The organism is Nonomuraea africana (assembly GCF_014873535.1).
In the GTDB taxonomy this organism is placed as follows: domain Bacteria; phylum Actinomycetota; class Actinomycetes; order Streptosporangiales; family Streptosporangiaceae; genus Nonomuraea; species Nonomuraea africana.
Map to the genome: position 1 here is coordinate 7134256 of NZ_JADBEF010000001.1, position 24920 is coordinate 7159175.

Consider the following 24920-nt stretch of genomic DNA (forward strand, 5'->3'; position numbering starts at 1 on the left):
GCAGACGCGGGCGCCGTCCGGCCGTTCGTAGACTCGGGCCCATGTCACCGCTCCCGCGGCTCGGGGCGCGGCCGACGGTGGCCGACGCCGCCCTGGCCGGGCTGGTGGGCCTGCCCCTGCTGGGCTGGACCTGGTTCGTGCTCGGCACGGGTCCAGGCCCCGCGCCGCTCGTGTCCGCGGGCGCGCTGCTCGCCACGGCCGCGATGGCCTTCCGCCGTACGGCGCCGCTGTGGTCCTTCGCCGCGGTCTCCGCCGGGTGCGCGGCGATGCTGGCGGGCGCGGACCTGTTGCTGCCGCCCTCGATGCTGATCTTCCCGTGGTCGCTCTACTCGCTCTGCGCGAACGGCCCGCGTGCGGCGTCGGCGGCCGGAGCCGGCGTCGCCGTGCTCGGTTCGGCCGCGGCAGGCGCGCGCTTCTGGCTCGAACCCCGGCAGGCGGCGGGGCTGCCGCCCTCCTTCGTCTTCCTCTTCCTGCTCGCCGTCGGCACGGTGGCCTGGAGCCTCGGCCTGTGGCGCAGGACGCAGCGCGCGTACCTCGCCGCGCTGGAGGAGCGGGCCCGCAGGGCCGAGGCGGATCGGGAGGAGCGCGCGCTGCGGGCCGTGGCCGAGGAGCGCGCCAGGATCGCCAGGGAGATCCACGACGTGGTCTCCCACTCGCTGTCCGTGGTGATCAGCCAGGCGCAGGGCGGCGTCTACGCCGTCCGCGCCGACCCCGGCAGAGCCGCGGGGATCCTCACGACGATCGCCGACGCGGGGCGCCACGCGCTGGCCGACATGCGCGGCCTGCTGGGCGTGCTGCGCGCCGACACGCCGCTGGAGCAGAGGCCCGCCGACGCCCAGCCCACGCTGGCCGAGCTGCCCCAGCTGCTGGAGGGCGCGCGGGCCGCGGGACTGCGGGTGACGTTCCTGCGCGACGGCACGGAACGGCGGCTCAGCCCGGCCGCCGAGCTGGCGGTCTACCGGCTGGTCCAGGAGTCGCTGACGAACACGCTCAAGCACGCGGGGCAGGGGCACGCCGCCGTGGTGCGGCTGACCTGGGAGGCCGCCGAGCTGGCCGTGCGGGTGGAGGACGACGGCCAGGGCCCGTCCCGCGAGCACGCGGAGGGATTCGGGCACGGCCTGCTCGGCATGCGCGAGCGCTTCGTCGCCTTCGGCGGCACGGTGACCGCCGGGCCCGCGGCGTCGGGCGGGTTCCAGGTGGCCGCCCGCCTGCCGTACCCGCCGACGACTGCGGTGAAGGAGCGGGCGTGACGATCAGGGTGTTCTTCGTCGACGACCAGGTGATGGTCAGGGCGGGCTTCGTCATGGTCGTCGAGGCCCAGCAGGACATGACGGTCGCAGGCGAGGCGGGCGACGGCGTCGAGGCGCTCGACAGGCTGGCCGCCGCCAGGGCAGACGTGGTCCTGATGGACGTGCGGATGCCGCGGATGGGCGGGGTCGAGGCGACCCGCCGCCTGCTCTCCCGTCCTGACCCGGCGCCACGGGTGATCGTGCTCACCACCTTCGACCTGGACGAGTACGCCTTCGCCGCGCTGCGCGCCGGGGCCAGCGGCTTCCTGGTCAAGGACGCGCCGCCGGAAGACCTGCTGGCCGCCATCCGCACCGTGCACCGCGGCGACGCGGTCATCGCGCCCTCCACCACGCGGCGGCTGCTCGACCACGTCGCCGCCGACCTGCCCGTGCCCGGCGAGGGCCCCGACCCGCTGGCCGCGCTGACGCCGAGGGAGCGCGAGATTCTGCAGCAGATCGCGCTGGGCCGCTCCAACGCCGAGATCGCCGCCCTGCTCTTCGTGTCGGAGGGGACGGTCAAGACGCACGTCGGGCGCGTGCTGGCCAAGCTCGGGCTGCGGGACCGGATCCAGGCCGTGATCTTCGCCTACGAGAAACGCCTGGTCAGAGCGGGAGGGTGACGCAGGCGCTCAGCGCGGTTTCGCGCGCACGTGCATGCGCTCGCCCTGCCGTCCGAAGAGGCTGAGAACCTCGGCCGGGCCGTCGCCCGCGCTGCCGAACCAGTGCGGCAGGCGGGTGTCGAACTCGGCGACCTCGCCGGCGCGCAGCACCAGGTCGTGCTCGCCCACCACCACGCGAAGCCGTCCCGAGAGCACGTAGAGCCACTCGTAGCCCTCGTGGGTCTTCGGCTCGGGTTCGTTCCGTCGCTCGGGGATGACCAGCTTGAACGCCTGCAGCCCGCCGGGCTGGCGGGTCAGCGGCAGCACGGTCATGCCGTGGGCCTGGCGCGGCACGACGCGGACGCGCGGATCGCCGACCTCGGGCGCGCCGACGAGCTCGTCGAGGGGCACCTGATGGGCCTGCGCGATCGGCAGCAGGAGCTCGAGGTTCGGCCGGCGCTGCCCCGACTCCAGGCGCGACAGCGTGCTCTTCGAGATCCCCGTGGCCTCGGCCAGCTCCGCCAGGGTGACGCCGCGCTCGGTGCGCAGCCGCTTGAGCCGGCCGCCCACCTCCGCCAGCACGCTCTGGATCCCGGACGACATCTCCCCATTCTCCTCGGGCATCAGGACACCTCGGGAGGGGCGGCCTGCTGGAAGCGCCTGCGCAGGAACGACTCGGCCGTGGCGAAGTCGGCGACGACCTCGGCGGCCGGACGCCGTTCGCGGACCATGCCCACCGCCTGGCTCGCGTAGATGTAGGCGATGTCGAAGTCGCCGGCCCCGCGCGCGTCCGCGAGCTCGGCCACCGCCTGGTCGTCGAGCTCGTCCTCTCTGCCCGCCCACCGGTCGAAGAAGGCGTTGCGAAGGGCGCGGCCGCCGTACTCGGGCGGCCAGCCGAGCCGCTGGGCCACGTCGAAGACCCGCCCGTAGGCCGTGGAGGTCTCCTTCGCCGCCAGGATCCGCTCCAGTGCGGCGGCCGGCACGGTCGCCTCCACGCAGGCCATGAAGGCGGTGCCGGCCCACGCCCCCTCGGCCCCCGCCGCGAGGACGGCGGCGAGACCGCGTCCCGTCACGATGCCGCCGGCGGCCAGCACCGGGATCCGCACCGCGTCGAGCACGCCTTCCAGCAGCGGGAGCGTGGCGACGTCGTTGCGCCCGTGGCCGCCGCCCTCGCCGCCCCTGGCCACGACGGCGTCGACCCCCGCCTGCTCGGCCTCCAGTGCCTCCTCCGTGGTGCCCGCCTGGGTCACCACGGTGATGCCCGCCTCCTGGAGCGGCCGGACGTACCGCGCGTAGGGCCCGAAGCTCACCGACGCCAGCGCGGGCCGGGCCGCCAGCACGGCGTCGAGCTGCGCGGGATTGCCGGGCAACGCCCACGCCATGAGCCCGATCCCGTACGGCAGTCCGTCCTCTCCCGCGACGGCCGCCTGTTCGGCGATCCACTGCGCCGAAGCGGAGGCCGGCACGCCGATCATGCCGAGCGCCCCCGCCCGGGAGACCGCGGCCGCCAGGCGGCCTCCGCCAATCCCTGCCATGGGCGCCCCGACGAGAGGCACCGCGCGGTCGAATCGATCTGTCAGCCACGTTCGCATCACAGGACTCACGATGCCTTATCGCCGCGCCTGATCGTGGCAATGGTGTCGTCGGCCCACTCGATGGTGGTGCGGACGTGCCTGATCCCGTGGTCGAGCGCGTAGCGGCCGAGGCTCGATGCTCTCGGGCCTGACCGTCGCCATCCAGTCCTCGGCCGCCGCGACCGTCATCCCGTGGCTGGGCGTCTTCGGCGCGATGATCGCCCTGATCGCGCTGCTCGCCCTGCCGGGCGGCGCGCCGGCCCGCAGGGAGACCAGACCGCTGGTGACCGCCGACAGCTGACCCGCCGCAGCCGGGGACGGCCGGCAGCCGGTCTACCGAAGGCGGTCGAGGGCCTCCGACAACCGCCGCAGCGCCTGCAGGATGGTGGCCCAGTCGTCCTCGCCCAGCTCTGCGGCCAGCCGCCGGGCCAGGGCGGCGTGACCGGGTGTGATCTTCTCGACCGCCGCCCTCCCCTCGGGCGTCGGCCGCAGCAGCTTGGCCCTGCGGTGGGCGGGGTTGGGCTGGTACTCCGCCAGCCCCCGCTCCACCAGCAGGTCGGCGATGCGCTGCACGCCCTGGCGGGTCATCCCCATCACTCTGGCGATGCCCGCCACCGGCAGCGGCTCGTAGAGCACCGCGCCGAGAACCTGCCACCAGGAGGCGGTGAGGCCCGCCGGCCTGGCCAGTTCCTCCGACACCTCGAGGAACTGGCCGTTGAGCCGGAAAGCGGTCAGCGCCGTCGCGGACAACAGCTCTCCCGGGTCGCTCATGAACCCATCAGGACCTCGGCGGCCGCCGGGTCGCTGTGCCTGAACAGCCGGAACCACGCGTCGAGCAGGTCGGGCTTGTAGACGTCGAGCCTGGCCAGGATCTCGCGGGCGAACGCGACGGGCTCGGTCGGCCCCGCGGTGATGAGGTCGCCGCCGGTCACCGCGTCGGCCTCCACGTAGCGCGCGGCGCCGCCGTAGCCCTCCTGGGCCAGCAGGTAACCGGCGACGGCGCTGGTGTGGTCGCGCTCGTCGAGCAGCCCCGCCCGCGCCAGGCCGGCGACCGCGCCGCAGATGGCCGCGACCGGCACGCCCTCGGCCAGGAACTCGCCCGCCTTCGCGGCGAACGCGCGCAGGTCGTCTCCGGCGTCCCACAGCTCCGCGCCCGGCAGGATCAGCATCGCGCTGTCGGCGGGAGAGAGCGCGTCGAGCGTGATGTCGGGCAGGATGCGCGTCCCGCCCATGGTCGTGACCGGGTCGAACGACTGGCCGACGGTGACGACGTCGTACTGGTCCCCGCGCAGGTGCGCGGTCGCGTAACCGGTCTCCCAGTCGGCGAGCGTGTTGTAAACGGCGAGGTGAACGATTCGCTTCATGACAACATATTGTCATTTCGACAGCATGTTGTCAACTGAAAGTCTGCAAGGATGGGGCCCATGGCAGAGATCGTCGGCGGGGGACGTCCGGTCAACGACGCCGAGCGGCGCGTGATCGCGCATCTGCGCGACCACGCGCCGGACGACTGGCTGCTGTTGCACAACATCGAGATCCCGCGTGGCGCCGACCTGTTCGAGGTCGACCTGATCGTCCTGACCGGCCACTCGGTCGTGGTCATCGACGTCAAGGGCACCAGGGGCCGCATCGAGGTGTCGGGCCAGCGCTGGTTCCCCCCGCGCCGGGAGGCGTTCGGCTCCCCCGTGGCCAAGCTGCGCGGCACCGCCAGGGCGCTGAAGGGGCTGCTGGTCGACAAGCACAGGGAGCTCGACCGGGTCTACGTCGACAGCCTCGTGGTGCTCTCCTCTCCCGACGCCGAGCTGGTCGACGCGGGCGGGCGCGACTCCGCCAACGTCACCGGCCTGCCCTCCCTGATCGACACCCTGGCCGACCCCTCCCGTGTACGGCGGGGCGGCACCCGCGACGCCAGGCCGTACCTGCCGAAGATCCTCGACGCGCTCAACGCCACCGTGCGCCGCAGCACCGCCCCGCCCAGGTTCGGCAACTGGGAGGTCGAGGAGCGGCTCGGCGGCGACAGCAAGGTCACCGAGTACCGCGCGTTCAACGCCACGCTGCCCGGCAGCGAGACCGTGCTGCTGCGCGTCTACCAGGCCGACCCCCTGGCCGACCAGGAACAGCGGGCGGCCGAGCGGCAGCGCATCGCCAACGCCTACCAGTCGCTGACCAGGATCCCCGCCCACCCCAACGTGGTCAGGTCGCGCGACTTCTTCGCCATCGACGACGAGAGCCGGTTCGTGCTCGTGCTCGACGACGCGCACGGCCGGGCGCTCCACCTCCAGCTGCACGAACGGCGCAGCGAGGTGCTCCGGGGCCTGCTGGCCGGGCTCGCGCACGTGCACGCCCACGGCGTGGTCCACCGGGCGCTGACCCCCGCCTCCGTGCTGGTCGCCGAGGACGGCCAGGCGATGCTGACCGGCTTCGACTACGCCAAGGGCGCGCCCAGGCCCTACACCGTGGCCCACGAGCTGACCAACGTGCTCGACACCCACTACGTCGCCCCCGAGTGCCACGACCGGCCCGACCTGATGACCTCGGCCGCCGACGTCTACGCGGCCGGCGTGATCGCCCACCAGCTGCTGACCGGAGAGCTGCCCGAGGGGCCCGACGCGCTCTCCCACGACGTGGTGCGGGCCATGCTCGACCACAGCCCCGCCAAGCGGCCGAGCGCGGCCGAGGCGCTGGCGGCGCTCGACGGCCTGCCCGCCGTGCGGGAGGGCAGGCTCAGACGGCTTCTGCGGCGAGTGATCCCCTGAGCAGCACCGCCTGGTCGAGGTAGTCGCGGGCCAGCTCCGCCCGGCCTGCCGAGCGGTACAGCTCGCCGAGCAGCTGGGCGGAGGAGGCTTCGCCGCTGCGGTCGCCGAGCTGTCTGAAGACCAGCAGCGAGCGTTCGAGCCCGGCGGAGGCCGGGCCGAGGTCGCCGCGGGCGGCCTGGAACCCCGCCAGGCTCTGCATGGCGTAGGCGCCGCAGTGCCTGTCGCCGAGGCTCTCGAAGATGTCGAGGGCCCGGCCGTGGAAGCGTTCGGGCTCGCGGAGCTTGCCGAGGTGGATCGAGACGCAGCCCTCGCGGTGGACGTCGCCCAGCTCCCTGGCCAGGCGCAGCGCTTGGCCGAGCCACTGGTCGGCCTCGGCGAGGTCGCCCGACTTCAGGCAGACCCTGCCGATGGCCTGGCGGGTGTAGGCCTCGCCGTTGAGGTCGCCCACCGAGCCGAACATCGACAGCGCGCGCCGGAAGTGCGCCAGCGCCGCCTTGTGCTCGCCGCGGAACTGCGCCACGGCGCCGAGGCCGCAGACCGAGGTGGCCTCGGCCCTGGTGTCGCCCAGCTCGTGGAAGGCCCTGCGGGCCCTGGCGAACATCTCCTCCGACTCGGCGTAGCGGTCCTGGTAGAGGCAGACCTGGGCCAGGCCCCTGAGCATGGCGGCCTCGCCGTACCTGTCGCCCGCTACCCTGGCGGCGGCCAGCGCGGCGCGATGGGTGCGCTGCCAGGTGCCGAAGTGGCAGCGCAGGTCGAGGTAGGGCACCAGCGCGGCGGCCAGCCCCCATGCCTGCTCGGCCAGTCCGGTGTCGGCGGCCAGGCCCACCGCCTCCTCCAGTCCCTCGTGCTCGGCCTCGAACCACGCCAGCGGGTCGGCGGTGAGCCGCTCCAGCGTCTCGCGCGGCAGCCACCAGCGGGCGGCGGCGGCCGAGCTGAGCGTGAAGACGGTGGTCGGCAGCCTGGCGGTGGCGAGCTCGGTGGTGGCGGTCCAGGTGGCCACGACCCTGGCCAGCGCGTCCTGGTCCGGGCCGCGCTCCAGCGCGTGGCACCTGACCAGGTCAGGCAGCCGGTAGCGGGGCTGGCCGAGCGGATCGGTGCCGACCTGCCGCAGCAGGTCGGCGTCCACGAGCGCGTCGGTGACGTCGTCGGCGCGGTGCCTGCCGAGCACGGCGTCCACCATCCAGCCGGGCAGCGACCCGCCGCCCAGCCTGCCCAGCGTGTGGAGCGTGCGGGCGGCCTCGCCGGGCAGGCCCCGGTAGCTGTGGTCGAGCCCGAGGCGCACGTCCAGGTCGCCGATGCGCAGCTCGCCTATCCTGCGCGACTCGTCCTTGAGCCGGTTCTGGAACAGCGCCAGCGACCAGCCGGGGCGCGCCGCCAGCCGCGCCCCCGCGATTCGTACGGCCAGCGGCACGAACCCGCAGGCCCGCACGATCGCCACGGCCGCCGCCCGCTCTCGTCGCGCTCTGTCAGCGCCGATGATCCGCTCCAGGAGGTCCAGGGCCTCGGGCGGCGACAGGGGCTCCAGGTGGATCTGGAGCGCGCCGGGCACCGACGTGAGCTTCGCCCTACTGGTCACGATCACCGCGCTGCCCCCTCCCGGCAGCAACGGCCTGACCTGGGCGGCGTCGGCCGCGTCGTCGAGCACCACGAGCATCGGGCGCTCGGCGAGGATGCTGCGGTAGAGGGCCGAGCGCTCGTCCAGCGTGGCGGGGATCGCGCTCACGCCCATCGCCCGTAGCGCCTGGGCGAGCAGGTCGGCGGGGGCGGCGGCGGCCAGGCACAGGAAGAGCTGCCCCGCTGGGAAGGCGCCGGCGAGGGCGTGCGCGCTGCGGACGGCCAGCGCGCTCTTCCCCGAGCCGGGCGGCCCCGAGATCACCGCGACGGAGAAGGGCGCGGGGCCCTGCCGTCGCGAGGGCGGCTGGTGCTCGGTGAGGAGGCCGAACGCCTGCCGCCTGCCCACGAAGTCGGAGAGGTCGGGCGGCAGCTGCCGCGGAGTCCGGGGACCGGGCCATCCGGCCTCTGGCGGCGCCCCGCCCGCCAGCACGACGGCCTGCATCCCGCGCAGCTCCACGCCGGGCTCGACGCCCAGCTCGGTCACCAGCTGCCGTCTGATCGTCGTGTAGCTGGCCAGCGCCTCCGCCTGGCGTCCCGCGGCGTGCAGGGCGAGCATGAGCTCTCCCCACAGGTCCTCGCGGAAGGGATGCTCGGCGCACAGGCCGCGCAGCAGTGTGATCGCCTCGCCGTACTCCCCTCGCTCCATGCGGGCGGCGATCAGCTCGCGCGCGGCGGCGAGCCGCACTTCTGGAAGGGGGGCGAGGCGGCGTGTCCACAGCGGGTGGTCGGGGAGGTCGGCCAGCGGGGCGCCGCGCCACAGCGTGAGCGCCTCCGCCAGCGACTCGGGATCGCGGCGGGCCACCAGGCGCTCGAACGTCAGCAGGTCGAGGTCGTCAGGGGCCACCTCGATCAGGTAGCAGAAGCCCTCTGCGCGGATGCGCGCGCCGAGGCCGGAGCGCAGCGCACTGGCGTAGGTGCGCAGGTTGGCGTGGGCGGATCGGGGCGGGCGCTCCCACAGCACGTCGACCAGGTGGTCGGCGCCCACGAGATGGTTGGCGTCGAGAAGCAGTGTGGCCAGCAGCATGCGCGGCTTCCTGCCGGAGATGCGCACGGGCCGCCCTCCGGCCCGCGCCTCCAGCGGGCCGAGCACATGGAAGGACACCATGGCAGCCCTCTGTACGTTTTTTGTACGGGTTATCCCCACCCTGGGGCCTGCGAAGACTTACCGGTGCGGAAGGGGTCCCAGTGAAACTCCGAGCAGTCCTCATCGCAGGCTTAGCCCTGGTCATGAGCATCGCCGCCGCCGATCCCGACGAGGGGGGCGACCCTCCCAACGAGGTGACCGCGGATGTGAGCGTCATGGCCACCAACTTCCAGCTGCCCTTCCCCTGCGGTCAGGCGTGGAACGGCAACTCCAGCGCGAGCAGCGCCCACGAGTCGTGGGAGATCGACTTCAACAGGGGCAGCACGGCGGACGCCGACCTCGGCGACCCCGTCGTGGCGGCGGCCGCGGGCACCGTGGTCATCTCCGCCCACCAGGGCTCGGCCAACGGCTACGGCAACCTGGTCAAGATCGACCACGGCGGCGGCTGGGCCACCTACTACGCGCACCTGAACGTCCGCTCGGTCAGCGCCGGCCAGGCCGTCTCCCAGGGCCAGAAGATCGGCACCGTCGGGAACACCAGCAAGCCGGGCAACAACATCTCCCCCCACCTCCACTACGAGGTGCGCCTGGGCACCAACTACCCGGACAACATCCAGAAGGCCGTCTTCAACGGCACCACCTTCGGCTACCCGATCCAGACGTTGACCTCGAGGAACTGCTCCAGCACCACCAACCCGTACACCCCGCAGGAGGTGTGCGGCTCGGGCTACAGCGTCATCGACTCGGCGGCCCTCGGCACGTCGGGCACCGTCTACCTGCTCTACAACAGCAGCAACGGCTACAACTGCGTCACCACGCTGAAGAAGACCTCGCTCGGCACCCCCACCGCCACCACCGCCTATCTGGAGGTGCAAGGCAGTAGCCGGATAACCGACTCGGGCAACTTCTCCTACTACGCGGGACCCGTGCGGGCCTCCGCCGCCAACAAGTGCGTGAGGTGGGGAGGGAAGGCAGGCTCCTCGGTCTACGACAGCCCGTTCGAGCACTGCGGCTGACGACCGCTTCGGAGGGCCCCCGGTGTGTCCGGGGGCCTTTCACACGAGGTCGATGATGTCGATCACGGTCACGGTCGAGCCCCCCGCGATGGCGACCCTGCTTCCCACCCGCTTTCCGACCAGCCCCTCCACCCACCCGGACGGCACCGCCCCCTCCTTCAGCACGAAGGCCCTGGGTCCGCCGCGGGCGTGCGAGGACTCGACGATCTCGCGCCCCGGCCAGCGGGCGGTGACGTACTGCACGACCACCCTGGATCCCGGCCTGATCTGGTATCCGGAGCCGTCGATCAGCGTGCCGGAGCGCGGCCTGGCGGGAAGCGCCCGAGATTTCTCGCCGACCAGCCTGGCATCGGGCGGATAGCCGCCGAGGATGTCGAAGACCAGCACGAGGGGGTCGTCGGGGTCGGCGCCCGCCCTGCCGTACGTGAGGCGGTCGGGGCCGATCAGCATCACCCTGCTGCCGATCCTGCGGCCGATCAGCGCGCGCTCCCAGGTCTCGGGGACCCGGTCGCGGCCGAAGACGACCGTGACGGGCCGGCCGGCGTCGTAGGTGTTGAGGAGGGTCCTGCCGCCGTTCCAGCCGCGGATCACGACCTCGGCCACCACCACGTCGCCCTGCCTCGTGCGGGGGCCGGTGCCCTTGGCCAGCACGCTGATCTCGGGCGTGTTCCCCGGACGCCGGGAGGGCAGCTCGATGACCGGCCTGCTGCCGAACGCGCCGCTCACGACGGGCGCGGAGGCGGCGGCGCAGGAGGTCACGAGCATGAGACTCACCAGCACGGTCACGCGCACGGTGATGACCTAGCCCGGATCGCGCCAAGCGACGCCCGACCACCCGCCATCTCCCGGCAAACTGGGGTGCTGTGAGCCGACCGAACCTGGCGCGCAGGGTCGCGGACGCGGCCGAGATCGCGCTCACCACCCGCAAGTACGTGACCTTCATCGACGTCGTCACCGGGCTGCGCTGGCTGCACAGCCGCCACGTCGACACCTGGAGGCAGGGGAGGTCGGCCACGCTGGGCGAGCTGGCCGCCGTCGACGACGCGCGCCTGGCCGACGCGGCCGCCGCGCTGCGCGCGTGGGCTCTGTCGAGGGGGCTGCGACCGGTCGAGACGCCCTACCTGTCCGGCAGCAGGGAGCGCAGGGAGCTGCGGTTCACCTCCACGGGCGAGCAGGACGCCTTCCGCGTCCACTGGATCTCGCCCGACCTCAGCGACGCACGGGTGAAGCAGCTCACCGAACGGCAGAGCAAGGCGCCCGACCTCGTCGTGGTCGCGCCGCTCGAGGCGTGGACGTGCGCCACGTGCCGCGACACGGGCCCCTACCTGATCATGGAGGACGACCGGCCGCACTGCCTCAGCTGCGCCGATCTCGACCACCTGGTCTTCCTGCCCTCGGGCAACGCGGCGCTGAGCCGCAGGGCCAAGAAGGAGAGCGTGCTGTCGGCGGTGGTGGTCCAGTACAACCGCCGGCGCAAGGTCTATCAGCGTCAGGGGGTGCTGGTGGAGGAGGCCGCGCTGGCGCGCGCCGAGGAGCAGTGCCTGGGCGACGAGGAGGTACGGCTGCGCCGCCGTGACCGCGACAGGGAGCGCAGGGCCGAGCAGGATCTCGACTTCCAGGCGCGGATGGCCGCCGAGATCATGCGGCTCTTCCCCGCCTGCCCGCCCGAGCGGGCCGAGTCCGTGGCCGCCCACGCCGCCCAGCGGGGCAGCGGCAGGGTGGGCCGCACCGCCGCCGCCAAGGCCCTCGACGAGAACGCGATCACGCTCGCCGTCGTGGCCTCGATCCGCCACCTCGACACCGGCTACGACAGGATGCTGATGGACGGCGTGCCCCGCATGGCGGCCCGCGACCGCATCAGGCCCGCCATCGAGGCCAAACTGTCGGAGCTCAGGGGTAGAAGAGACACATGAGCGACTGGCACGCCATCCGGCAGACCATGCGCGACTTCGCGCTCAACCTGCCCGAGGCCCATGAAGACTTCCCTTGGGGCGACCGGGTCATCAAGGTCAACAAGAAGGTCTTCCTCTTCCTCGGCATCGACGAGCCGACCGAGAAGTGGAACCCCTCCTTCGGCGTGAAGCTCCAGTCCGAGGCGCACGGCCACGCGCTCACCGTCGAGGGGGCCGAGCCCAGCGGCTACGGGCTCGGCAAGGCGGGCTGGGTGACCGTCCCGTTCCAGAGCGCGCTGCCGGAGGTCGAGCTGCTGCTCGACTGGGTCGAGGAGAGTTACCGGCTGATCGCCCCGAAGCGGGCGATCAAGCTACTGGACAGCCAGGCGCAGGGCGAAGCCGACCAGTAGCACGCCGGTGATCCGCTCGACCCGCCGCCGCACGTGGGGCGTGCGCAGCAGCGCGCCCACGCGGTCCACCACGAGCACGTAGAGCGCGAACCAGGCCGCGTAGAGCCCGGCGAAGACGGCCGACAGCAGCAGCGCGTCGTTCGGGCCGGTCATGAACTGCGGCAGGAAGGTGACCTGGAACAGCAGCACCTTCGGGTTGAGCAGGTTGGAGAAGAAGCCGTTGCGGATGTGCCGCCGACCCGCGGCCCCCACCGCCTCCCGCGGCTTGGCGCGGAAGGACTGCACACCCAGCCACACCAGGTAGGCGATGCCGACCCATCTGAGCGCGGTGAACGCGGTCGGTGAGGCGGCCAGCAGCGCCGACAGGCCGAGCGAGGCCGCGGTGGCGTGGACGGTGAGACCGAGCAGCCCGCCCGTCATCGTGAGCAGCCCCGCGACACGGCCGTGGGTGAGGGAACTACGCATGATCAGAGCCGCGTCGGGACCGGGAATCATGATCATGACGAGGGCGGTGACCGCGAAGGTCAGCAGCATGGCGGGGGTCTCCCGGAAGCTGGGCGCGCTCCGGGAGACCCGCGGGTGTGCAGGCCGCACAGAACCGCGGACGTACATGGAGGTGCCTTGTGGGCATCCCCGATGTTACTTGTCCGAATTCCGGTACGGCGCCGCGGGCCTGCCCACCGTGGGCCTGCCCAGCGGCTCAGGTGACGGCGAGCCGCTGGGCGTACTTCTCGTCGCGCCACAGCTCCTTGTCCAGCACCTCCAGCAGGGTCTGGGCGGCGTCGTAGACGTCCACGTGCCTGATGTAGAGCGGGGCGAAGCCGAAGCGGAGGATGTCGGGCGCCCTGAAGTCGCCGTGCACGCCCCTGTCGATCAGCGCCCGCATCACCGGGTAGCCGTCGGGGTGGAGGAAGCTGACCTGGCTGCCCCTGCGCTCGGGCTCGCGGGGCGAGGCCAGCTCCAGCGCGTCGCCGACCAGGTCGATGAAGAGGGAGGTCAGCTGTACGCTCTTGGCGCGCACCTGTGCCAGGTCCACCCGCTCCCAGACGTCGAGCGAGGCCTCCAGCGCGGCGAACGACAGCACGTGCGGCGTGCTGACCGTGAAGCGCCTGATGCCGTCGGCGGGGCGGAAGCGCGGCTCGAAGGCGAACGGCTCGGCGTGGCCGTACCAGCCGGACAGCACGTTCTCCGCGGTCTCGTGGTGGCGCGGGTGCACGTAGAGGAACGCGGGGGCGCCGGGGCCCCCGTTGAGGTACTTGTAGGTGCAGCCGAGCGCGAAGTCGGCGGCGGAGACGTCCACCTGGAGCGCCCCGACGCTGTGGCAGAGGTCCCAAATCATCAGCGCGCCCGCCGCCTGGACCCGCGCGGTCGTCTCGGCGATGTCGTAGCGCTCGCCCGTGCGGTAGTTCACCTCGGACAGCAGCACCGCGGCCACGTCGTCGCCGAGCCCCTCGGAGATGTCGCGGATCTCGCAGCCGAGGCCCTCGAGAACGTAGTTGTCGGTCGGGAAGTTGGTCACGTCGGCGACCACGACCTGCCGCGACGGGTTGAGCCGCAGGGCCGCAGCCACCGCCTGGTACACCGCGATCGACGTGGTGTTGCCCACCACCACCGTCCCCGGGCCCACGCCGATCAGCGGGGCGAGCCGGTCGCCCGTGGTGAGCGGCTGGGCGTACCAGCCCGCGCTGTTCCACCCACCGACCAGCTCACGGCCCCACTCGTCCTCGACCGCGCGCCGCACCCGCTCGGAGGTACGGCGCGGCAGCGCGCCGAGGGAGTTGCCGACGAGGTAGACGACCCCGTCGGGCAGCACGAACTCGTCCCTGAACGCCCTCAGCGGATCGGCCTCGTCGAGGGCCAGACAGTCGTCACGATTCACGGTGTTTCTCCCAGAAATATCGCCGCATTCCCTCCCAGGATCCTGGCGCGGGCCCCGTCGGAGAGGAAAGCCGCCCCCCTGACCACGGCGCCCACGGACGACTCGCCCAGCGGGTAGGGGAAGTCGGAGCCGAGCATCACCCTGTCCTCGCCCATGGTGTCCACCAGCAGCCGCAGTGCCCGCTCGTCGAAGACGACGGAGTCGACGCTGAAGCGGTCGAGGTAGTGCGAGGGGGGATGCTCCGAGGTGCCGATGACGTCGTTCCTGCGGTGCCAGGCGTTCTCGAAGCGGCCCAGCCAGAAGGCGAAGGACCCGCCGCCGTGGGCGAAGCAGATCCTCAGGGTCTCGGGGACCCTGTCGAAGACGCCGCCGAGGATCATCGCGAGGATCGACAGGTGGGTCTCGGCCGGCATGCCGACCAGCCACTGCGCCATCCACCTGTCCACGCGGGGCCCCGAGGGCAGGTCCCACGGGTGGACGAAGACGGGCGCGTTCCGTTCGGCGCAGTGCTGGAGGAACTGCACCACACCCTCGTCGTCGAGGTCCCTGTCGCCGACGTGGTTGCCGATCTCGACACCTTTGTGCCCGTTGGCGAGGCAGCGGTCGAGCTCCTCGCAGGCGAGGTCGGGGTCCTGCAACGGCACCTGACAGAACGGGATGAACCGCCCGTCACTGCATATCTCGAGGTTCAGGTCGTTGAAGACGCGGGCGGCGCGGACCGCCTCCCGCGCCGGGCGGTCGTAGGCGAAGAAGACCGGGGTGGGCGAGACGACCTGCCGGTCCACGCCCATCGTCTTGGCGCGGACATCGGGATCCCAGCAGTCGTCCTGGATCCTCCTGAACTCCCTGTCGCCCACGAGGATCATCGCCTCGCGCTCGGAGTCGATCCGCAGCCGCGGCGCCCCCGGCCAGCCCAGGTCGGGCCAGCCCTTGGGGACGTGGTGCGTGTGGATGTCGGTGATCAACGGCTATCCCTTGCCGGGGTGCAGCGCCCCGCAGTTGTCGCAGGTGCGTGCCTTCTCGTCGGCGTAGAACGCGGCGAAGACCGGCGGCAGGTCCTTGACGATGTCGCGCACCTGCAGTTCCACCTCGTGGACCACGGCGTGGCACTCCTGGCAGTACCACCGGAACTTCTCCAGTGTGCCCTCCTCGCGGATCTTCTCGATCACCAGGCCGACCGAGTCGGCCTCGCGCTGCGGGGAGTGCGGCATGTTGCCGGGCAGCAGCCACATCTGGCCTTCGCGGATGTGGACGGTGTCCGGGCCTTCGGGCGTCATGACGTTGAGGCGCATGTTGCCCTTGATCTGGAAGAACAGCTCCTCGTAGGGGTCGACGTGGAAGTCGGTGCGCTGGTTGGGCCCGCCGACGACCATCACGATGAAGTCCTCCGCCTGCTCGAAGACCACCTTGTTGCCGACCGGCGGCTTGAGCAGGTGGGCGTGCTCGTCGATCCACTTGGTGAAGTCGATGGGCGGAATCATGATCGCTCCTTTGGTAGGTAGGCCACGGCCTGCATCTCGATCAGCAGGTGGGGGTGCGGCAGCTGGTGCACCGCCACCGTCGTGCGGGTGGGCCCGGTCTCGTCGAAGAACTCGGCGTAGACCTCGTTGTAGCCCTTGAAGTCGTTCATGTTCACCAGGTAGGTGGTGATCTGGACCAGATCATCCAGGCTGCCGCCGGCCGCGCGCAGGATGTCGCCGATGTTCTCGATGACCGCCCTGGTCTGCACGCGGATGTCCAGGTCCGTCGCGCCCATCTCGTCGACCTCCACCCCTGCGAAGGTGTTGTCCGGCCTCCTGGAGCTCGTACCCGACACGTAGAGGAAGTCTCCCGCCCGCCTGACGTGCGGGAACCTCCCCCTCGGCGTCGCCATCCCCTCGACCAGCATCACAGCACCACCTTCCCGAGGCGCTGGATCTCCACCTGCACGTGCGCGCCCGCCCGCAGCGGCTCGGCGGGGGTCGCCGCGCCGGCGAGCAGGACGGCGCCCTCCTCGATGACCAGCCCCACCCGTACGGCCAGCCGCGCCGCCTCGACGACCGCCCTGCGCGGATCGCCCAGGATCGCCCCGGTGGACCCGACGTGGACGGGACGCCCGTCGATCTCGAAGACCACGCCGAGGTTCCAGTCGTCGGGGTCGTAGACCCGCCACGGCCCGACCGCGTAACCCGCCGCCGAGGTGTTGTCGGCGATCACGCTCTCCAGCGAGAACCTGAAGTTCTCGTAGCGCGAGTCGATCACCTCGAGGCCCGCCGCGACGGCCACGACGGCGCCGGGCCTCAGGGCGTCCTCGACCGTCTCGATCCTGCGCCCGACCAGGTAGACGACCTCGGGCTCGACCCTCGGATGGATGTACTTCCCGAGGTCGATCTCGGCCATCGACGGGGTGAGCCGGCCCAGGATGAGGTCGTTCACCCCCATCTGGCGGCGCTTGCCCTCGCTGGTGAAGCCCAGCTTGACCCCCGACAGCGGCTCGCCGCGCAGGGTCAGCAGCTCCTCCTGGATGTCGTACGCGGTGGCGACGTCGAAGTCGTCCACCGGCTGTGGAATCGGCGTCCTGGTGCGCGCGGCCTCGTGCAGCGCCTGGGCGAGCTTCATTTCGTCAGGTCCAATGCGATATCGACGATCATGTCCTCCTGCCCGCCGACCATACGGCGGCGCCCCGCCTCGGCGAGGATGGCGCGCGTGTCCACGCCGTACCTCTCCGCGGCAGCCTCGGCGTGGCGCAGGAAGCTGGAGTAGACGCCCGCGTAGCCGAGCGTCAGCGTCTCCCTGTCCACCCGCACCGGGCGGTCCTGCAGCGGTCTGACCAGATCGTCGGCGGCGTCCATCAGCGCGTAGAGGTCGCAGCCGTGCTCCCATCCCATGCGGTCGGCCACGGCCGCGAACACCTCCAGCGGCGCGTTGCCTGCGCCCGCGCCCATGCCGGCCAGCGAGGCGTCCACCCTGGTGCAGCCGTTCTCCACCGCCACCACCGAGTTGGCCACGCCCAGGCTCAGGTTGTGGTGGGCGTGGATGCCGATCTCGGTCTCCGGCCTGAGCGCGTCGCGGTAGGCCCTGATCCGGTCGCGCACGCCGTCCATGGTCAGGCCGCCGCCCGAGTCGGTCACGTAGACGCAGTGCGCTCCGTACGACTCCATGAGCGTGGCCTGCTTCGCCAGGACCTCGGGCGGCGCCATGTGCGCCATCATCAGGAACCCCGCGACGTCCATGCCCAGCTCGCGGGCGGTGGAGATGTGCTGGGCGGAGATGTCGGCCTCGGTGCAGTGCGTGGCGATCCGCACCGAGGTGACGCCGAGCGCGTGCGCCCTTCTCAGGTCCTCGATGGTGCCGATGCCGGGCAGCAGCAGGGTGGTGAGCCTGGCCCGCCGTACGGCTCCCGCGACGGCCTCGATCCACTCCTCGTCGGTGTGGGCGCCGGGGCCGTAGTTGAAGCTCCCTCCCGCCAGGCCGTCGCCGTGCGCCACCTCGATCGCGGCCACACCCGCCTCGTCCAGCGCCTTCGCGATGGACACGGCCTGCTCGACCGTGTAGCGGTGGCGGATGGCGTGCATGCCGTCCCGCAGCGTCACGTCCTGAACGTAGACCCTCATGCCCCGACCTCCGCGAGCCGTTCGGCGGTCCGCAGGGCGGCGGCCGTCATGATGTCCAGGTTTCCCGCGTAGGCGGGCAGGTAGTGGGCCGCGCCCTCCACCTCCAGGAAGACGCTCACCTTCACCCCGCCCCTCGCGCCCGGCACGAGTGTCCGCACCGGCTCGTCGTCGCCCACCTTGGTGAACTGCACCTCCTGCTTGAGCCGGTAGCCGGGCACGTACTCCTGGACCGAGGCAACCATCGCCTCGACCGAGGCGACCACCTCGGCCTCCGAGCACGAGTCCACCAGGCAGTAGACGGTGTCCCGCATGATCAGCGGCGGCTCCGCCGGGTTCAGCACGATGATCGCCTTCCCGCGTCCCGCGCCGCCGACCCGCTCCAGCGCCCTGGCCGTGGTCGTGGTGAACTCGTCGATGTTGGCCCGGGTGCCCGGCCCGGCCGACCGCGACGCGATGGAGGCCACGATCTCGGCGTACCGCACCGGCGCGACCGCCGACACGGCCGCCACGACGGGGATCGTCGCCTGGCCGCCGCACGTCACCATGTTGAGGTTCGGCGCGTCCAGGTGCTCTTCGAGGTTGACCGAGGGCACCACGTAGGGGCCGAGGGCGGCGGGCGTGAGGTCGATGACCCGCTTGCCGCGGGCCTGGACGACCTCGGCGTTGCGCGCGTGCGCCCCCGCCGAGGTGGCGTCGAGCACCACGTCGACGGAGTCGAACGAGGGCAGCGACACCAGCCCGTCCACGCCGGAGGAGGTCGTCTCCAGCCCCCTGCGCCGGGCCCTCGCCAGGCCGTCCGAGTCGGGGTCGATCCCCGCCATCGCCACGACCTCGACCTTCTTCGACAGCAGGGCCTTGAACATCAGGTCGGTCCCGATGTTGCCCGACCCGATGATCGCGATTTTCACGCGAACACCGCCCGCACCGAGCCGAGGCCGTCGATGACCGCCTCGAAGACGTCCCCGGCCGCCACCGGCACCACCGGGCCGAGCGCCCCCGTCAGCACGACGTCACCGGCGCGCAGGGGGTACTCGCCCGCGCCCAGCGTGTCGGCCAGCCAGACGGCGGCGTTGAGCGGATGTCCCATGCAGGCCGCGCCCGCTCCCGTGGAGACCTCCTGTCCCCTCCTGGTCATGGTCATGCCCGCCAGCCGCAGGTCGACGCCGCGCAACCCGATCGGCGTGTTGCCGAGCACGAAGGCGCCGCTGGAGGCGTTGTCGGCGATGGTGTCGGCCAGCGTGATGTCCCAGTCGGCCACGCGCGAGTCGACGATCTCGATCGCCGGCAGCACGAAGTCCACGGCCCTGATCACCTCGGCGACCGTGAACGGCCCGCCGACCAGGTCGCGGCCGAGCACGAGGGCGACCTCCGCCTCGGCCTTCGGCTGCAGGAACCTCCCGTACGGCACCGGCAGCCCGTCCAGGTAGGCCATGTCGGCGAAGAGCATGCCGAAGTCGGGCGAGTCCACGCCCAGCTGCCGCTGCACGGCGAGGTTGGTCAGGCCGATCTTGCGCCCGACCAGCCTGCGGCCCTCGTCCAGCGCGCGGCGGGTGTTGATCTCCTGTACGGCGTAGCCCTCGTCCGCGGTGGAGACCAGATCCCTGACCGGAGCGCACGGCTTGCCGGAGCGCTGCGCCTCGAGCAACCGGTCGGCCGCCTGGCTGCGCACGTCGACCGCCTCGGACCACTCGTCATTCATCGGAACACTCCAGCTTGATCGTGATCGTGGTGGGCTCTGAGTAGAAGTCGAGGGACTGCGTGCCGCCCTCGCGGCCGATGCCCGACAGCTTGACGCCGCCGAACGGGGTCCGCAGGTCACGCAGGTACCAGGTGTTGACCCAGACGAGCCCGGCCTCCAGTCGCTGGGCCACGCGGTGGGCCCGGTCGAGGCTCGTCGTCCACAGAGTGGCGGCCAGTCCGTAGTCGGAGGCGTTGGCCAGCGCGACCGCCTCGCTCTCGGAGTCGAAGGGGGTCACGTGGCAGACGGGGCCGAAGATCTCCTCCGTGTTGAAGCGCGAGCTCTCCGGCAGCCCGGTCACCACGGTGGGTTCCACGAAGTATCCGGGCCGGTCGGGCGCGCCGCCGCCGGTCAGGAACTTCGCGCCCTCGTCGCGGGCCCGCGCGTAGGCGGCGAGGACCTTCTCCTGGTGCGCCGCGGAGATCATCGGCTGCTGGGTTACCGACGCGGCCCGCTCCGACAGCCTGGCGCAGAACTCCTCGAAGATCGGGCGCTCGACGTATAGCCGTTCGGTGCACAGGCACACCTGGCCGCCGTTGGTGAACACCGAGCGCACGCTTCCCTCGACCGCCTTGTCCAGGTCGGCGTCGGCGAAGACCAGGCCCGCGTTCTTGCCGCCGAGCTCGAAGGAGATCGGCTTGACCCGGTCGGCCACCGACTTCATGATCGACGATCCGGTGCGGGTCGAGCCGGTGAAGGTCACGCCGTCGACCCCCTCGTGCGAGACCAGGAGCTGCCCCGTCGTGCCGTGGCCGTGGATCACGTTGACCACCCCCGGCGGCAGGCCCACGTCGGCGCAGATCTCCGCGAACAGGGCGGCGGATCCGGGGGTGTTCTCCGACGGCTTGACCACGACGGTGTTGCCCGCGACCAGCGCGGGCCCGAGCTTCCAGGTCATCAGCAGGAACGGCAGGTTCCACGGCACCACGACCGCGACCACGCCCAGCGGCCTGCGCACCGTGTAGCTGAGCACGTCGGGCAGGTGGAACGCCTCGGCGGGGCGCTGGGCGGCGATCTCGGCGAAGGCGCGGAAGTTGGCCGCGCCGCGCGGGATGTCGAGCGTGCGGGTCTGCTCGAGGGGCTTGCCCGTGTCGGCGATCTCGACCGCGACGAGATCGTCGAAGCGCGCCTCGATGCCGTCGGCCAGGCGGCGCATCCACGTGGCCCGCTCGGCCACCGGCAGCGCGGCCCAGCCGGGCGCCGCCGCCCTGGCCGCGCCCACGGCCCTGTCCACCACGGCGTGGTCCGCCTCGTGGACCTGCCTGATTACCTGACCGGTCATCGGATCATAGGATGGAAATCGCTCGCCCTCGGCCACCCATGAGCCACCGATGAAGTGGGCTACCTGCTCAAATGACATCATTCCTCCACCAAGGGGTATAGAACTTCCCGGCGGTTTCGGACAAGAATGCGTTCCGTGACACGGAACCCGGACCGTCTGTCGATGCTGGAGAAGTCGTGGCTGGTGCTGGACGCGTTCCGTCCCACCGGTGGCCCGCTCAGGCTCATCGATGTCGCCCAGCACTGCCATCTGCCCAAGACCACCGCCTTCCGGCTGCTCACCGAGCTGACCGAGATCGGCGCGGTCGCACGCAAGGAGAACGGCTACTACCTCGGCCGCCGGTTGTTCGAGCTCGGTAGCATCGTCCCTCTCGAACGCGACCTGCGCCACGCCGCCCTGCCGTTCATGCACGATCTCTACGAGGCCACCCGCGAGACGATCCACCTGGGCGTGCGCGACGGGCTCGACGTCGTCTACGTGGAGAAGATCCGCGGCCACGAGTCGTTCTCGCTGCCCTCACGGGTGGGTGGACGGCTGCCGCTCACCTGCACCGGCGTGGGCAAGGCGCTGCTGGCCTACTCGGAGCCCGAGTTCATCGAGGAGGTGCTCGCCCGTCCGCTGCGCAGGCTGACCCCGCACTCGATCGTGGATCCGAAGCGCCTGGAGGAGGTCATCGGCCAGGTCCAGGCGGCGGGGCTGGCCTACGAGCGCGAGGAGGCACAGCGGGGAGGGGCGTGCATCGCCGCGCCGGTCTTCAGCGGAGGAGCCGTGGTCGCCGCGCTGTCGGTGTCGGTGCCGCTGGCCCGCTTCCACCCGACCCGGCTGGCGCCCGCGGTGAAGACGGCGGCGCTCGGAGTGTCGCGGGCGCTGACCAGATCCATCTGACTTGTCCCATGCACCCCGGGATTTGGCTGTCCTATCCGCCAGTATTCCGTACCCGCATTATTGTCCGGTGGGCCAAACCTGGGAATTGTGGGGAAATATCGTCATTGCCGGGCTTTTTGGGGTGCCGCTGGCCGTACTGGCCGCCCTGACATTCGCCCGCACCCGCCGGCGCCGCGGACATTCCGCGCCCATGCGCACGGCGGTGGCCGACGTGGGCATCGTCGCAGGCACCGCGCCCTGGATCTGGATGATCCTCACGCCCGTCCACGGTCGGAGCGGTGTCAGTCTCGTCCCGTTCAGAGACCTCGCCACGCTCGCCTCCGCGCCACCCGCGACCGTGTTCGTGCAGGTCGGAGGCAACCTGCTGGTCTTCGCCTGCCTGGGCGCGCTGCTGCCCGTCCGCTCGGCGCGGTTCGCGGGGCTCGCCCGGGTGGCGGCCGTGGCGGCCTGCGCGTCGCTGACCGTCGAGCTCCTGCAGTACGGCCTGCGGCTCGGCCGCTTCTCCTCGATCGACGACGTGCTCGTCAACACCGCGGGAGCGGTCATGGCCGCTTTGGTTACTCGCCGCTGGTGGAGCTCCCGATAGCGGCCAGGACCGTTCCACAGTAACGGCCCGCGAAAACTCACGAAGATCACCACACGGGCACGATGCACTCAAAAGAAGCACGGGACCAACCTCCGTATCTGTGCGATCGTGGACAAGGCGGGGCAAGTTCTCTGGAGACGCCGAACCCGGTTGGTGACAGAGGGTGATCAAACGTGTCTGAATCCCCGGTACCCCACGAGCCCCCGATCTATCGCCGCATCGCCGACGGCCTGCGCGCCAGGATCCTGTCCGGCGAACTGCGCGACGGGGATCGACTACCGGGCGAGAACGCGCTCATGACGGAACACGGAATCGCTCGAGCCACCGCCCGCCAGGCGCTGGCCGTGCTGATCAACGAAGGGCTGGCGGTGCCGAAAAGAGGTTCGGGGGTTTATGTGCGACAGTTCAAGCCGATCCGCAGACACGGATCGCGCCGCCTGTCCCGTGAGCAATGGGGCCAGGGACGGGCGATCTGGGACGCCGACACGCGCGGCCGTCCCTTCACCGTGGACGAGGTGGAGGTCGTTCGCGCGCAGGCGAGCGAGGCGACCGCCGGCGTCCTCGACAGCACCGAGGTGTGGATCAGGCGCCGCCGCTACTCGGTGGACGCGAGACCCGTCCAGATGGCCACTTCCTACTTTCCCGCCGACCTGGTGGAAGGCAGCGCGATCACGCTGGCGGACACGGGACCCGGCGGTGTCTACGCGCGGTTGCGGGACCTCGGGCTGCCGCCCGCGCACTTCACCGAGGAGGTGCGGGCCCGGATGCCGCATCCCGCCGAGGCCCGCCTGCTCGAACTGCCAGCGGGCACCCCGGTGATCGTGATCTCCAGGACCGCCTACACGACCGGCGGCCTGCCGGTCGAATACAACGAGATGGTGCTCGACTCCGCCTCCTATGTACTCCAGTACGACTTCGACGCCTAGGTCAAGAAGAAATGTCAAGCGATAGGTTGACCTGTCCCTTGCGATCATTGATTTCTCTAGAGATGTGCCGCACCTTCGAGAGAGAGGGAAGTGCGAGTGGGGACCCGGAAAGGGTGACCAGATGTCCTTTGACCGGCATCTAGCCGAGATCGCCCGGGAGTACCCCCACTGGACCATCTGGCGGAGCGACGCGGGCCGCTGGTGGGCCACGCGGCACCACCCGCTCAGCGCCGAGCAGCGCGACGCGGGCTGTGCGATGACCATAGACGCCGACGACCCGGAGGGCCTTCGCGAACAGCTGAGAGACCAGGAGCGGCGGGTGGGACACGCCGCTCCCGACCACCTCCACGAAGAACCGCGCGACGAGGAGCGGCGGCCTGGGCCCGCCCCTTGACGCGCGTGCTGTGGATCGTTCTAGGCGGGGGATCCACGGCACGCGCCCGGCCTCTCCCGAGGCCATGAGCAGCCCGGTGCCGGGTTCAGCGTCTCGGCGGCTCCGGCACCGGGCCCCCAGGCGCGGAAGTCTCCGACCCTATCGGGGGCGGGGGCTTCCGCCCTGAACGTACGGCGCCGCCCTCCCGCGGGGAGTCGCGCAGCCGAGGCGCCAGGAAGACGGTCACCGCGACCGAGGCCACCGCCATGACCGCCATCGCCGTCGCGGGCGAGGTGTGCTGGGCGACGGCGCCGGCGAGCGCCGCGCCCACGCCCTGCATGGTGAGCACCCCCGACGACCCCAGCCCGAGGGCCTGACCACGGGCGTGCGGCGGCGTGAGCGCCACCAGGCGCTCCTGGAGCAGCAGGCTCGCCGAGTAGCCGGCCGACGCCAGCGTCACCACGGCCAGTGCCACGGGCAGCGGGGGATCCAGCAGGAGGAGCAGATAGGGCACGGCCAGCAGCAACCTGAGCGGCGACCCGAGCCGGGCCCTCCACCGGTGCGGAACGAGCCGGCCGATCGCCGCGTCGCCCACCAGCATCCCGAACGCGGCGAAGGCGAACAGCAGCCCCGCGTGCCCGGGCGCGTAGGGCACGAACAGCGACTCGCACCCGACGATCAGCCCGTTCGGCACCCACAACGCCAGGTAGACGTACCTGCGGGGCGGCGACGACCAGAGCCACGCGTTGGCCCGCCAGGTCGCGGCCACCGACGGCCGTCCTTCCGCTCGGGCCGGTCGCCTGCTCAGCCCGAACCTGGCCAGCCCCGCCGCGACCAGGTAGAGACCCGCCGCCGCCACCAGCGTGCCGCGCGCGGAAAGGACGCTCAGCAGCACCCCGCCCAGCGCGAACCCGCAGATCTGCATCGCGCCCGTCGAGATGTTGAGCACCGAGCGGCCCAGCACGTAGCCGCTCTCGGGGAGGATCTCGTCGAGCAGGCCCAGCCGCACCCCGCCGCCGAGCGAGCCGGCCATCCCGAGCGCCAGCAGGATCGCGAAGATGACCCACAGCGGCAGCCCCGGCAGCGCCTGCGCCGCGGTGCCGAGCGCCGCCACCAGGGCGAGAGCCGTCAGCGCGAAGCGCGGAGGCATCCTGTCGGCGGCCGACAGCAGCACCGCCGCGCCCACCACCTGGGCGAGGGAGGCGCCGAACATGCTGAGCGCGGACAGCAGCGGCGACCCCGTGGCCGCGTAGACGAGCGTGCCGAGCGCGAGCCCGCTCGCCGTCGTGGCCGCCACCTGGGCCGAGGCGGTGAGGAAGAACGGGGTGAACTCCGGTGTCCCGAACAGTTCGCGATACGTCCGCATGCGGGAAGTCTCATGAGCCGTCCCGCGGGAACGTTAGAGTTTCGCGCCAGCGCGAAAG

Annotated in this window: 28 protein-coding genes; 11 read left to right on the forward strand and 17 right to left on the reverse strand. The window is 71.7% G+C overall.

Translation table 11 applies throughout. From position 1 onward, the window contains the following. The first annotated feature begins 41 nt into the window (after positions 1-41). A complete protein-coding gene (locus tag H4W81_RS33890) occupies positions 42-1250 on the forward strand; it encodes a sensor histidine kinase (RefSeq protein ID WP_192778526.1) in 1209 nt (402 codons plus the stop codon). Beyond that, positions 1247-1909 (forward strand): response regulator, encoded by a 663-nt coding sequence (locus tag H4W81_RS33895; protein WP_192778527.1) that lies wholly within the window; start codon positions 1247-1249, stop codon positions 1907-1909. The genes H4W81_RS33890 and H4W81_RS33895 overlap by 4 nt, the downstream gene beginning before the upstream one ends. A 9-nt stretch (positions 1910-1918) precedes the next feature. On the opposite strand, the gene H4W81_RS33900 is transcribed toward H4W81_RS33895, so the two are convergent. Together H4W81_RS33900 and H4W81_RS33905 are read right to left on the reverse strand one after the other, a co-directional pair. Continuing rightward, positions 1919-2512: a helix-turn-helix domain-containing protein gene (locus H4W81_RS33900; protein WP_192778528.1), complete on the reverse strand. Its 594-nt coding sequence runs from the start codon at positions 2510-2512 to the stop codon at positions 1919-1921. Continuing rightward, positions 2512-3423 carry an NAD(P)H-dependent flavin oxidoreductase gene (locus H4W81_RS33905; RefSeq protein WP_225958924.1) on the reverse strand — a complete coding sequence of 304 codons (912 nt, stop codon included), beginning with the start codon at positions 3421-3423 and terminating at the stop codon, positions 2512-2514. Before H4W81_RS33905 ends, H4W81_RS33900 begins: the two co-directional genes overlap by 1 nt. Positions 3424-3598: 175 nt before the next feature. Between H4W81_RS33905 and H4W81_RS33910 the strand changes: the two genes are divergently transcribed. Beyond that, positions 3599-3763, forward strand: a complete 165-nt coding sequence (locus tag H4W81_RS33910; RefSeq protein ID WP_192778529.1) for a hypothetical protein — start codon at positions 3599-3601, stop codon at positions 3761-3763. 32 nt (positions 3764-3795) lie between these two features. On the opposite strand, the gene H4W81_RS47880 is transcribed toward H4W81_RS33910, so the two are convergent. Further along, positions 3796-4233: a MarR family winged helix-turn-helix transcriptional regulator gene (locus tag H4W81_RS47880; RefSeq protein WP_225958925.1), complete on the reverse strand. Its 438-nt coding sequence runs from the start codon at positions 4231-4233 to the stop codon at positions 3796-3798. Continuing rightward, positions 4230-4826, reverse strand: coding sequence for a DJ-1/PfpI family protein (locus tag H4W81_RS47885; RefSeq protein ID WP_225958926.1), 597 nt, complete (start codon positions 4824-4826; stop codon positions 4230-4232). Before H4W81_RS47885 ends, H4W81_RS47880 begins: the two co-directional genes overlap by 4 nt. A 60-nt stretch (positions 4827-4886) precedes the next feature. Here H4W81_RS47885 and mads6 point away from each other — a divergent pair, with 60 nt between their 5' ends. Continuing rightward, positions 4887-6218: a methylation-associated defense system protein kinase MAD6 gene (mads6, locus tag H4W81_RS33920; protein WP_192778530.1), complete on the forward strand. Its 1332-nt coding sequence runs from the start codon at positions 4887-4889 to the stop codon at positions 6216-6218. Here mads6 and H4W81_RS33925 read toward each other — a convergent pair. Then, the gene (locus H4W81_RS33925) at positions 6187-8937 is read right to left on the reverse strand and encodes an AfsR/SARP family transcriptional regulator (RefSeq protein WP_192778531.1); all 2751 of its coding nucleotides are present in this window, start codon (positions 8935-8937) and stop codon (positions 6187-6189) included. The two genes, mads6 and H4W81_RS33925, sit on opposite strands and share 32 nt — an antisense overlap. Positions 8938-9017: 80 nt before the next feature. Here H4W81_RS33925 and H4W81_RS33930 point away from each other — a divergent pair, with 80 nt between their 5' ends. Further along, positions 9018-9932 carry a M23 family metallopeptidase gene (locus H4W81_RS33930; RefSeq protein WP_318782152.1) on the forward strand — a complete coding sequence of 305 codons (915 nt, stop codon included), beginning with the start codon at positions 9018-9020 and terminating at the stop codon, positions 9930-9932. Between the two features lie 39 nt (positions 9933-9971). On the opposite strand, the gene H4W81_RS33935 is transcribed toward H4W81_RS33930, so the two are convergent. Further along, the gene (locus H4W81_RS33935; protein WP_192778532.1) at positions 9972-10718 is read right to left on the reverse strand and encodes an FKBP-type peptidyl-prolyl cis-trans isomerase; all 747 of its coding nucleotides are present in this window, start codon (positions 10716-10718) and stop codon (positions 9972-9974) included. Positions 10719-10795: 77 nt separating this feature from the next. Between H4W81_RS33935 and H4W81_RS33940 the strand changes: the two genes are divergently transcribed. Next, entirely contained in the window at positions 10796-11845 is a 1050-nt protein-coding gene (locus H4W81_RS33940) for a DUF2293 domain-containing protein (RefSeq protein WP_192778533.1), read from the forward strand. Beyond that, positions 11842-12234 (forward strand): MmcQ/YjbR family DNA-binding protein, encoded by a 393-nt coding sequence (locus tag H4W81_RS33945; RefSeq protein ID WP_225958927.1) that lies wholly within the window; start codon positions 11842-11844, stop codon positions 12232-12234. The genes H4W81_RS33940 and H4W81_RS33945 overlap by 4 nt, the downstream gene beginning before the upstream one ends. Here the strand turns inward: H4W81_RS33945 and H4W81_RS33950 are convergent. The 10 genes from H4W81_RS33950 to H4W81_RS33995 all read right to left on the reverse strand — a co-directional run bounded on the left by H4W81_RS33950 (position 12196) and on the right by H4W81_RS33995 (position 20807). Beyond that, positions 12196-12768, reverse strand: coding sequence for a LysE family translocator (locus H4W81_RS33950; RefSeq protein ID WP_192778534.1), 573 nt, complete (start codon positions 12766-12768; stop codon positions 12196-12198). The two genes, H4W81_RS33945 and H4W81_RS33950, sit on opposite strands and share 39 nt — an antisense overlap. 166 nt (positions 12769-12934) lie before the next feature. Then, positions 12935-14113, reverse strand: a complete 1179-nt coding sequence (locus tag H4W81_RS33955; protein WP_318782154.1) for a kynureninase — start codon at positions 14111-14113, stop codon at positions 12935-12937. Continuing rightward, the gene (locus tag H4W81_RS33960) at positions 14110-15078 is read right to left on the reverse strand and encodes an amidohydrolase family protein (protein WP_192778535.1); all 969 of its coding nucleotides are present in this window, start codon (positions 15076-15078) and stop codon (positions 14110-14112) included. The genes H4W81_RS33955 and H4W81_RS33960 overlap by 4 nt, the downstream gene beginning before the upstream one ends. Before the next feature lie 3 nt (positions 15079-15081). After that, entirely contained in the window at positions 15082-15594 is a 513-nt protein-coding gene (locus H4W81_RS33965; RefSeq protein ID WP_192778536.1) for a 3-hydroxyanthranilate 3,4-dioxygenase, read from the reverse strand. Further along, on the reverse strand, positions 15591-16001 hold the full coding sequence (locus H4W81_RS33970; protein WP_192781207.1) for a RidA family protein: 411 nt from the start codon (positions 15999-16001) through the stop codon (positions 15591-15593). Before H4W81_RS33970 ends, H4W81_RS33965 begins: the two co-directional genes overlap by 4 nt. Continuing rightward, entirely contained in the window at positions 16001-16711 is a 711-nt protein-coding gene (locus tag H4W81_RS33975; protein ID WP_192778537.1) for a 2-keto-4-pentenoate hydratase, read from the reverse strand. The genes H4W81_RS33970 and H4W81_RS33975 overlap by 1 nt, the downstream gene beginning before the upstream one ends. Next, on the reverse strand, positions 16708-17706 hold the full coding sequence (gene dmpG, locus H4W81_RS33980) for a 4-hydroxy-2-oxovalerate aldolase (RefSeq protein WP_192778538.1): 999 nt from the start codon (positions 17704-17706) through the stop codon (positions 16708-16710). Before dmpG ends, H4W81_RS33975 begins: the two co-directional genes overlap by 4 nt. After that, the gene (locus tag H4W81_RS33985) at positions 17703-18614 is read right to left on the reverse strand and encodes an acetaldehyde dehydrogenase (acetylating) (RefSeq protein ID WP_192778539.1); all 912 of its coding nucleotides are present in this window, start codon (positions 18612-18614) and stop codon (positions 17703-17705) included. The genes dmpG and H4W81_RS33985 overlap by 4 nt, the downstream gene beginning before the upstream one ends. Then, the gene (locus H4W81_RS33990; RefSeq protein WP_192778540.1) at positions 18611-19405 is read right to left on the reverse strand and encodes a 2-keto-4-pentenoate hydratase; all 795 of its coding nucleotides are present in this window, start codon (positions 19403-19405) and stop codon (positions 18611-18613) included. The genes H4W81_RS33985 and H4W81_RS33990 overlap by 4 nt, the downstream gene beginning before the upstream one ends. After that, a complete protein-coding gene (locus tag H4W81_RS33995) occupies positions 19398-20807 on the reverse strand; it encodes an aldehyde dehydrogenase family protein (RefSeq protein WP_318782156.1) in 1410 nt (469 codons plus the stop codon). The genes H4W81_RS33990 and H4W81_RS33995 overlap by 8 nt, the downstream gene beginning before the upstream one ends. A gap of 45 nt (positions 20808-20852) precedes the next feature. Between H4W81_RS33995 and H4W81_RS34000 the strand changes: the two genes are divergently transcribed. From H4W81_RS34000 to H4W81_RS34015, 4 genes are all read left to right on the forward strand, one after another. After that, complete coding sequence (locus H4W81_RS34000; protein ID WP_225958928.1) at positions 20853-21611, forward strand: IclR family transcriptional regulator; 759 nt, start codon at positions 20853-20855, stop codon at positions 21609-21611. Between the two features lie 121 nt (positions 21612-21732). Further along, positions 21733-22197: a VanZ family protein gene (locus H4W81_RS34005; RefSeq protein ID WP_318782157.1), complete on the forward strand. Its 465-nt coding sequence runs from the start codon at positions 21733-21735 to the stop codon at positions 22195-22197. A 173-nt stretch (positions 22198-22370) separates the two neighbouring features. After that, on the forward strand, positions 22371-23123 hold the full coding sequence (locus tag H4W81_RS34010) for a GntR family transcriptional regulator (RefSeq protein ID WP_192778542.1): 753 nt from the start codon (positions 22371-22373) through the stop codon (positions 23121-23123). A 121-nt stretch (positions 23124-23244) separates the two neighbouring features. Continuing rightward, complete coding sequence (locus H4W81_RS34015) at positions 23245-23517, forward strand: hypothetical protein (protein WP_192778543.1); 273 nt, start codon at positions 23245-23247, stop codon at positions 23515-23517. Between the two features lie 85 nt (positions 23518-23602). On the opposite strand, the gene H4W81_RS34020 is transcribed toward H4W81_RS34015, so the two are convergent. Next, on the reverse strand, positions 23603-24862 hold the full coding sequence (locus tag H4W81_RS34020; protein ID WP_192778544.1) for an MFS transporter: 1260 nt from the start codon (positions 24860-24862) through the stop codon (positions 23603-23605). Positions 24863-24920 lie beyond the last annotated feature (58 nt).